7 protein-coding genes and 1 pseudogene are annotated in these 6,912 nt (G+C 58.1%); 5 read left to right on the forward strand and 3 right to left on the reverse strand.

Annotated elements, in window-relative coordinates; genetic code table 11:
• The 4 genes from AC1DSF_RS30320 to AC1DSF_RS30335 form a co-directional block, all read left to right on the forward strand.
• Window positions 1-108, forward strand: a 108-nt coding sequence (locus AC1DSF_RS30320) for a transposase domain-containing protein (protein ID WP_478183967.1), incomplete at its 5' end; no start/stop codon positions are given.
• A 49-nt stretch (window positions 109-157) separates the two neighbouring features.
• Window positions 158-328: a hypothetical protein gene (locus AC1DSF_RS30325; protein WP_478184033.1), complete on the forward strand. Its 171-nt coding sequence runs from the start codon at window positions 158-160 to the stop codon at window positions 326-328.
• Window positions 329-859: 531 nt separating this feature from the next.
• Window positions 860-1,489, forward strand: a complete 630-nt coding sequence (locus AC1DSF_RS30330) for a hypothetical protein (protein WP_478184028.1) — start codon at window positions 860-862, stop codon at window positions 1,487-1,489.
• 90 nt (window positions 1,490-1,579) lie between these two features.
• A complete protein-coding gene (locus AC1DSF_RS30335; protein ID WP_478184029.1) occupies window positions 1,580-2,866 on the forward strand; it encodes a toll/interleukin-1 receptor domain-containing protein in 1,287 nt (428 codons plus the stop codon).
• A 221-nt stretch (window positions 2,867-3,087) separates the two neighbouring features.
• On the opposite strand, the gene AC1DSF_RS30340 is transcribed toward AC1DSF_RS30335, so the two are convergent.
• On the reverse strand, window positions 3,088-4,233 hold the full coding sequence (locus tag AC1DSF_RS30340; protein WP_478184030.1) for a hypothetical protein: 1,146 nt from the start codon (window positions 4,231-4,233) through the stop codon (window positions 3,088-3,090).
• A gap of 654 nt (window positions 4,234-4,887) precedes the next feature.
• On the opposite strand from AC1DSF_RS30340, the gene AC1DSF_RS30345 reads away from it, so the two are divergent.
• Window positions 4,888-5,973: a RelA/SpoT domain-containing protein gene (locus AC1DSF_RS30345; RefSeq protein ID WP_478184031.1), complete on the forward strand. Its 1,086-nt coding sequence runs from the start codon at window positions 4,888-4,890 to the stop codon at window positions 5,971-5,973.
• Window positions 5,974-6,290: 317 nt separating this feature from the next.
• On the opposite strand, the gene AC1DSF_RS30350 is transcribed toward AC1DSF_RS30345, so the two are convergent.
• A complete protein-coding gene (locus AC1DSF_RS30350) occupies window positions 6,291-6,635 on the reverse strand; it encodes a hypothetical protein (RefSeq protein ID WP_478184032.1) in 345 nt (114 codons plus the stop codon).
• A gap of 136 nt (window positions 6,636-6,771) precedes the next feature.
• Window positions 6,772-6,912, reverse strand: a pseudogene (locus AC1DSF_RS30355) (IS30 family transposase); the annotation flags it as partial.

The raw sequence follows: 6,912 nt of genomic DNA on the forward strand, positions 1-6,912 counted from the left end.
GCGCACGACCCGTACGCCTACCTGAAGGACGTGCTCGAACGGCTGCCCACTCAACCTGCCAGTCGCATCCAAGATCTGTTGCCGCATCGCTGGCAGCCTGCGGCCTGATTGCGCCACCGCTCGTCAAGACGGGTTCGCCGGACGCATACGGCAAGGCATCGGCCTTACGGCAGCACATCGCATCGTAGAGCGCCATGGTGGCCGCATCTGGGCCAAGAGTCGAATAGGAAAGGGCGCTGCCTTCTTCTTTACGATCCAGCCGCCACTAAAGATCGGTCTGGAGACCTTCACGCACGCAACAGGTCGTCCCGCTACGGGTCGGACATGACGACCCGGCGCCGTGCGACGCGCGCATTTCAGACCCCTCAGTAGGTTCGATGGTGCCGTTGCCCTCGGGCCGTCGCGCCTGCGGGCCGCCCCCCGAGGTGACGCGCACGTATTGGACGCCCTACGCGGCGGAACTGAGCTCGTGAAGCCGTGGGAGGCCTGGAACGAACGGCCATTTACTCAGGGATCAGCTGGATGTCTCTTGTGCAGCGGAAGCAGCCGTTTGGTCACGACGGACATGACGTCGGCAATACGGCGATGTGCTGCCGTTCCGTGGATACTTCTCGCACCTCCGCATCGTTCCGTTGTCGCCCATGATCCGAGCAGCGAGTGTCGCTTGGCGGTCTAGAGAGTCGGAAGGGATTTCCGCGATACTTCGCGACTTTGTGAGGAGCTGAGTTTGCAGGAAAAGAAGTCTGGTCCGATCGGAATTCACATCGGAGCGTGCGTGTTGATCATTGTCCTAGCAGCCCTCTTGGCGCGTCATCCCCTGTTGATGCCTGAAATTGTTGCACCGTGCGCTCACTAACACATGGGCACCCTCAGTCCGTCCGACTGGATCAACCTCGCAACCTCGATCGGGACCTTTGCTGCTGTTGCCGCAGCGCTCCACGTGAGTCGGTCCAGCACTTCCGAAGCTGAGCGCCAAAGCTTGGTGAGGGCCCGAATCGTAGCAGCAGGCATTTCAAACAGGTTGTCGGCGCTATCAACATCGGTCTACTCGGCTTATGGCGCATGGCATCTCAACTACCTGGACTACGGGGAAGTAGCCGTTGCGAAGGATCTGCTGCAGAACCTTGAAGGAACAACCTTCCGCATCGACTCGGTCGTACTCGCTACTCTCGCACCACTCCCCGATCAATGCGCCCAGAAGATAGCAATGGCATTCGATCTGATTGATCATGTGCATGAGACCGTTGAACGCATCGCACGCAGCGAGTACTACAACGGCATACTCGGCAGGGAAAAGTTGCAAAGCTGCATGGCCAATCTTCATGAGGCGCACCGCCTCTTGATTGATCCGAACTTCATTTGCTCGAGAGCTTGTGAACTTGGCGTGTCGTCGGCCAAGATCGCGCCACTTTCGATGGGGCGCCTTGAACACATATTTTGGCGCGCGAGGCGTGTATGCGCTTCGATATTGAAAAGATGGAGTACCTGACGCGTAGTTCGGCCAACTCGCAGCGTTAGCAGACCGTCAACGCGAGACCTCCGACCGACCGCTTCGCTCCGCCAAGCGGGCAGACGGCAGATGAGACTGGCGCTGATCGCCAAAGCCATCGTTCCCGGCTTCGGTGGTCATCACGCTTCTCATGATTCTGCTGTGAAGTACGGGGCCGGGGAGGAATTCTCGGCCCCGAACCCACACAGGCAGAATCGGCGGATGCCTCAAACAGAAGAAGTCTTCATCAGTTACGCCCACGACACCCCGGAGAACGCCGACAAGGTCCTCCAGCTTTCCAACCGACTGCGCAGCGAGGGTGTGGACTGCGTGCTGGACCAGTACGAAGAATCGCCGCCGGAAGGCTGGCCCCGGTGGATGGACAAGAAGATCCGGGACGCGAAGTTCGTCTTGATGATCTGCACGGAGGTCTACTGCCGCCGCGTGATGGGCGAAGAAAAGGAAGGCGAAGGGCTGGGGGTTCGGTGGGAAGGGAACCTTGTCTACCAGTACCTTTACAACAACGGCTCGGTTAACACCCGGTTTATTCCTGTACTGCTGGAGAACTCGCATGCGAAGTTCATCCCGACACCGCTCGGCGGGTCCACGCGGTACAGCCTCGCTGCTCCCGCTGGCTATGACTCCCTTTACAAGCGTCTGATTGGACAACCAGCAACTGCCAGGAAGCCTCCTTTGGGATCGGTGAAGCCACTGGAAGAGAAGCCGGTGAAGACCGATGTGAAGATGTTGGTCACCAGTCCCATCAACATCGAACTGTGGAACGCCGCGAAGTGGCGTGCGGTGTTCTTCATGTTTCAGGAGGGGAAGCCGCCCACGATCGGGTTCGGCTTCGAGAACGGGAAAGCTGGCCGACAGATCTTCCGAGAATGGCACGAGGGCTATGGAGACAACGACGAGCTTGAACTGATTCGCGTCGCCATCATCGACGGCCCGATCCCCGGTTTGGAGGACGGCTACACGATGAGCATCGGACCGAATCTGGAAGAACAGGTCAAGCTGGCAAAGAAGACGGGGTCATTTGAGGAAGGGGACGTATTCATGTCGGTGAGCCGCTTCCATCGCATGTACAAAGAGCGTCAGTCAGGTCGGCTCGAAATGTTCAAGGAGGAGTACCGGCGTCACAAGACCTTCTGGCTGATGCCGGCAGCGGTTTCGAAGGACTACACAAAGCTAGAACCTTATCCCGAACTCGCGATACGCAAGGGGGAAATCTTCTTCCGCGACAGCGAGGATGTTGGGCCGAACGAGATCGACCGCGTGGTGTTCCCGAAAAACTTCGCCGAAGCGCAGATGCTGAAGGACAACCCCGATATGAAGACGCCGACTAGCTGGTCATTCGGGAAGGTCAGCGACTGATCGGTAGTCACCGATCTCGATGCTCGAGCGCGCGGACGTGTACGAGATTGGCCTCGGTAGCGATGGCGGCGACGAGTTCGGCTTTGTTCATTTGAAAGTCCCAGTGAGGCGTGGAAAGTTGGGGCGGTGCGCAGCACATCGATGCGCGTGAGCGCAGCCGGCGCTCCGCGTGTTCGAGGCGAGCGTTCCATCGCGGCGGATGATCGAATGTCTGCACCAAGCTAACCGAAGAAGGTCGCGCACTCTGCAATCTGGCTGTCGCTGGCAAGGGCGCGAAGGAAGGAGTCTTCCTCCTTGGAGGGGAAAAGATGCTCCTTCGCAGGAAGGCTATGACCCGACGCCAAATCGAAGTCCAACAGGATTGCACCGATCAGGAAGTCCGCCGGCAAGTTGATGCAGTACGTGTCTGTCGTTGCGACATGGCATCTCTGGCGGATAGGCCGCAGCGGATTGAGCCGGCGTATGACGTTCTCCTCGGAAACATGCGCCCGCATCGTGTGAGGATCGAAATTGAGCAGATATACGACCGCCTGCCGCTCGTTCGTCCCTTGGAAAGCATACGTGCATGTCTTGCCGGGGCGGGCGAACTTGTGAGTGGCGAAGAAGAGCGCCGTATCCAGATCGTCCGTCAGGTCGAGCACAGGGGAAAGCAGACCATAGTGCTGCAGCAATGTCGAGAGCACGGGGGCCAGGGTCAGGTCGAAGTTCAGACCCAAGTCCATCCGCAGTTGGCCGAATTCACGCAGAAGAGGGTCGTCTGATTCCTCCATCTCGGACATGGTCATTGGAAAATCCCAAACCGCTCTTTCCCTGCGACGCACTTCCGCCATGTCGAAATTCGAGTACAGGATGGAAGACCATTCGAGCAGCGTGAGATCGACAAATTGAACGTAGCTGTTTGGATGGCGGAACACCATCGTTCTCCACAAGGAAGGCAGCAACGAGATCTCGCCGAGCTCCGAGGTCACGAAACGAGGATTCGGCAACGCGCGCGAGATCGAGTAGTTCCTGGACTGGCCTCTGAAAAGCAACTTCCTTTCCGAAGCGTGATCCTCGACGATGTCGCGAACCTCGCGCATCGAACTCGCGCGCTTCACCCACACCTTGCTCCTAGCGCCACCCTCAAGCGTGTCCAACATCGAGGCCGAAAGGCGCGTCTCTCCATCGACCGACGACAAGGCACCCTCGTAGTACCTGTCAACCACGATGGGGGCCGCACGCCCCATGACCACGTACCCGGAGGCGATCAACCGCTGCGCTGCCGCTTCCTGCACGCCTAGGGACCGGAACGCCTCGACGGTGTCGCCTCCATGCGGCGACTTGGCAATCCAGTCGTAGTCGTTCTCGTAGTAGCGCCAATAGTCCATCTCGTCTCCCTTTGGTTGGCCCTTGAGTTCGACCCCTCCGGCTTCCTAGAGATGGGGTCATTGCTCGAAGATACAACGTCGCCTTCTGGTGAAAATCAGAGGACCTCCACAACCCGACAGATTTAGCGTTTTCGACAAACTACAAATGGTGTGGTAAGGGCTTCTCAATGGCAAGGGAGCGTTCGTGCCGCACCATCAATGGCCTACCTTGGTCAACTCCACGATCCACAGGCGTTTCCGCAGGGTTTGGGCTTGAAAAGCGCATGGCTGTTGCGCTTGTAGCGTGGCGGGCCAAGACGGCCTCGCTGTGGCGGCGGCGCATCGTCGGACGCTTTGCGATTGAAACATTTCAGCGTACACCGATGGCGGACGGAAACATCGCGCGGTCCCAGCCCAGATCCTCCTGCAGCACGCGCCAGCCGAAGCCCAGCGCCCGTCACACGCGCGAGAAGCGTCCCGCCGGTACCGGGCCCATACGCCTCGCCTTCACCCGGACCGGACACCAGGCCGGTAGATGCTGTCCGCGCAGATCCCCGGGGTCCATCGGCGAACGTTGTGTGATGTCCGAATCTTGGCGAACCCCACCCGGCCAAAACGCTGTCCAGCATCGGGCAGCGGCAAAATGCGACATCCTCGTTGTCTTGGAGACGCCGATTGAGTTATGCAGTACCTGATTTTTCAAGAAAGCAGATTACGCGAGCAGGCCAAGTCCTGATCGCCGCGAACGTCGATTCAAAGGAGTATGCCGAGGCACTGAAACTCATCAACTTCTGGAGGGCGTGTCACGCATATCCGATCAACACCTTTCAGGCCACGCTTCGACTTCGTCTCAAGAAGATCTCGACTACGGTTATCGTTGCACGACGGCTGAAGCGCATACCTTCGATCGAACGAAAACTTCGAAGCAATCAGGGAATGCAGCTCGCCCGGATGCAAGACATTGGCGGCCTCCGCGCGATCGTCACCAACATGCGTCAGGTGAGAGCTCTGCATGCGCGGTATTCAGATGGCACCCTGACGCACAAATTGATTGGGATTGATGACTATATTGACCATCCCAAGCAGTCGGGCTACAGATCACTTCACCTGATTTACCGCTACAAGAACCCGCTGGTCCCAAAGTATGACGGTCTGTGCCTTGAACTTCAGATCCGGACAAGAATGCAGCACATCTGGGCGACAGCGGTCGAGACGGTGGGCTCGTTCTTGAATCAAGCACTGAAATCGAGTGAGGGTTCGGATGATTGGCTGGACTACTTTCGCGTGGTCGGTGCCGCTTTCGCGATCGTGGAAAGGTGCCCTGTAGAACGCTCCTTTGTCGGAATGGACGCGAGAGAGATCGTCCGCCTCGGCTATGAGAAAGGCCAGGCGCTGGACGTGCGACGAAAACTAGACGCGTTCGCCATCGCCGCACAGCACATCTCGTCCGGCAAATCCCAAGGCAGCTATCACCTGATAGTACTCAACGCCGCAGAGAAAACCGTCTCCATCTCATCTTTCGGTACTCGTCGGCTGGAAGAGGCGAACCAAGCCTACGCCAACGCAGAAATCTCAGCATCGATAAGCGAGCAGGATATACAGCCAGTCCTAGTGGCAACCGACTCAATCGACAAGCTCCGCCGTGCGTACCCAAACTACTTTCTCGACACGAGAGAGTTTATGCGCGTTCTAACGAGAATAGAGAACCAGTATCTAGGCGACATTCACTCTGGACAGATGTCCTTGCCCCTCGGCGGTTAGGTCCGTGATCGTCTGGTAGCGGTCGTCAGGCCTGGCCGCCTCAGACGGCCGCAGTCAGTCTGGACGAGAAGTTCCGTAAGGTCCTGTGTCTCCCTTAGGGTCTGGCCGCCATTTTAGAAAGGCCGCCGCTACAGGATCTGCGAGATCAAATAGCTTGCGCGGCCGGCTGAGGAAGACGCGAATTGTCGGAACCAGGCTGTTTCGATGAGGAATGCGGCGGGCGTGATGGAAACCAAAGCGATGCTTCCACTGGTGCGACGCTACGATGGTCTGACCGAGGTAGCGCGCAAACGTAGACCCACGCCCTGCCCCACCGATCAGTTTGAAGCGCCGCTCCCCCCGTCGACGGTCAGTTCAATCAATCGTTCAACCCATTCGCCGCCATGAAAGGAAACGATCTCAACCGGCTCCCAACTCAACGACATTGCCTTTCGACCGACCTGCGGGTACAGGTCCAATGTCGATCTAAGTGATGTGTAGTTCGGCGAAGGAAGTACGTTTTTGGCCAGGATCATCACCAAGCCGTTCATCTCAAGCTGCCAACAGCTTGGCGAATTCGCGGTGGCGACGTGGTGCACGCCCTTTGTTTGAACGAGCGGGACGAGCGTCTCGATTGCGAGTTTGGCAATCCATACCCTGTTGTAGCGAGGCTTTGATGCCATGATTGCGCCTGATACGTCTTCCAGCAGGAGCCTACGCACGGGCGGGGAATCTGGCAAGGAGGCTGGTACAAAAAGGGGTAGGAGGCGGGAGGTATCGCCCGCAGGCATCTTCGGTCGGCAACTTCGCACTGCGGATTCAACCGGTCGATGCAACACATTCGCTGAACATCTCAGCCGGTGTATGGAAACCGAGCGTCTTGCGCGGCCTCTCGTTCAATTGTCTCGCGATCGCGTTGAGTTGAAGCTGTGAGAACCCTGAGATGTCCATGCCCTTGGG

The organism is Variovorax sp. 01N429 (genome assembly GCF_056399425.1).